The sequence below is a fragment of the Streptomyces sp. CNH189 genome (assembly GCF_000527195.1).
In genome coordinates this window covers 1-1,624 of sequence record NZ_AZUS01000057.1, presented here as the reverse complement: position 1 = coordinate 1,624, position 1,624 = coordinate 1, and the positions used below count along the sequence as shown (strand labels likewise).

Annotated in this window: 1 protein-coding gene; it reads right to left on the bottom strand. The window is 67.7% G+C overall.

Going from position 1 to position 1,624, the window contains the following annotated elements:
* Positions 1 to 1,624: (Fe-S)-binding protein (locus tag B100_RS0133510; RefSeq protein WP_024888690.1), on the bottom strand; the 1,624-nt coding region annotated here is incomplete at both ends.

The following is a 1,624-nucleotide window of genomic DNA, read 5'->3' as shown; positions in this document are numbered from 1 at the left end:
GTCTTGACGGACTCCAGCAGCAGCTGGGCGACGTCGACGACCTGGATGGACTCCTTGGCCTTGCCGCCCGCGGCGGAGCCGTTTTCGGCCGCGGCCTTCTTGCCGTTGACCGAGTCGGTCAGCATGACCAGGCAGAACGGGCAGGCCGTGGAGATGATGTCCGGGTCGAGGGAGAGGGCCTCGTCGACGCGCTCGTTGTTGATGCGCTTGCCGATCCGCTCCTCCATCCACATCCGGGCGCCGCCCGCGCCGCAGCAGAAGCCGCGCTCCTTGTGGCGGTGCATCTCCTCGTTGCGCAGGCCCGGGACCTTGCCGATGATCTCGCGCGGCGGCGTGTAGATCTTGTTGTGGCGGCCCAGGTAGCACGGGTCGTGGTAGGTGATGAGGCCCTCGACCGGGGTGACCGGGATCAGCTTGCCCTCGTCCACCAGGTGCTGCAGCAGCTGGGTGTGGTGGATGACCTCGTAGTCGCCGCCGAGCTGCGGGTACTCGTTGCCCAGGGTGTTGAGGCAGTGCGGGCAGGTGGCGACGATCTTCTTCGACGCCTTCGGCTTGCGGGACTCCTCGGTCACCTTGCCGTCGTCGTCCATCTCCTCGCCGAACGCGGCGTTGAGGGACATGACGTTCTCCATGCCGAGCTCCTGGAACAGGGGCTCGTTGCCGAGACGGCGGGCGGAGTCACCGGTGCACTTCTCGTCGCCGCCCATGATCGCGAACTTGACGCCCGCGATGTGCAGCAGCTCCGCGAAGGCCTTGGTGGTCTTCTTGGCGCGGTCCTCCAGAGCGCCGGCGCAGCCGACCCAGTAGAGGTACTCGACCTCGGACAGGTCCTCGATGTCCTTGCCGACGACCGGGACCTCGAAGTCGACCTCCTTGGTCCACTCCAGGCGCTGCTTCTTCGCCAGGCCCCAGGGGTTGCCCTTCTTCTCCAGGTTCTTGAGCATCGTGCCCGCCTCGGACGGGAACGCGGACTCGATCATCACCTGGTAGCGGCGCATGTCGACGATGTGGTCGACGTGCTCGATGTCCACCGGGCACTGCTCGACGCAGGCGCCGCAGGTGGTGCAGGACCACAGGACGTCCGGGTCGATGACGCCGTTGTCCTCGGCGGTGCCGATCAGCGGGCGCCCGGCCTCGGCGAGGGCGGCGGCGGGCACACCGGCCAGCTGCTCGGCGGACGCCTTCTCCTCGCCCTCCGTGGTCGTGCCGCCGCCGGCCAGCAGGTAGGGGGCCTTGGCGTGCGCGTGGTCGCGCAGCGACATGATCAGCAGCTTCGGGGAGAGCGGCTTGCCGGTGTTCCAGGCGGGGCACTGCGACTGGCAGCGCCCGCACTCGGTGCAGGTGGAGAAGTCCAGCAGGCCCTTCCAGGAGAACTGCTCGACCTGGGAGACGCCGAAGACGTCGTCGTCACCGGGGTCGGTGAAGTCGATCGGCTTGCCGCCGGAGGTCATCGGCTGCAGGGCGCCCAGGGCGGTCCCGCCGTCGGCCTCGCGCTTGAACCAGATGTTGGGGAAGGCGAGGAAACGGTGCCAGGCCACACCCATGTTGGTGTTGAGCGAGACGACGATCATCCAGACGAACGACGTCCCGATCTTGATCATGGCGACCAGGTAGACCAGGTTCT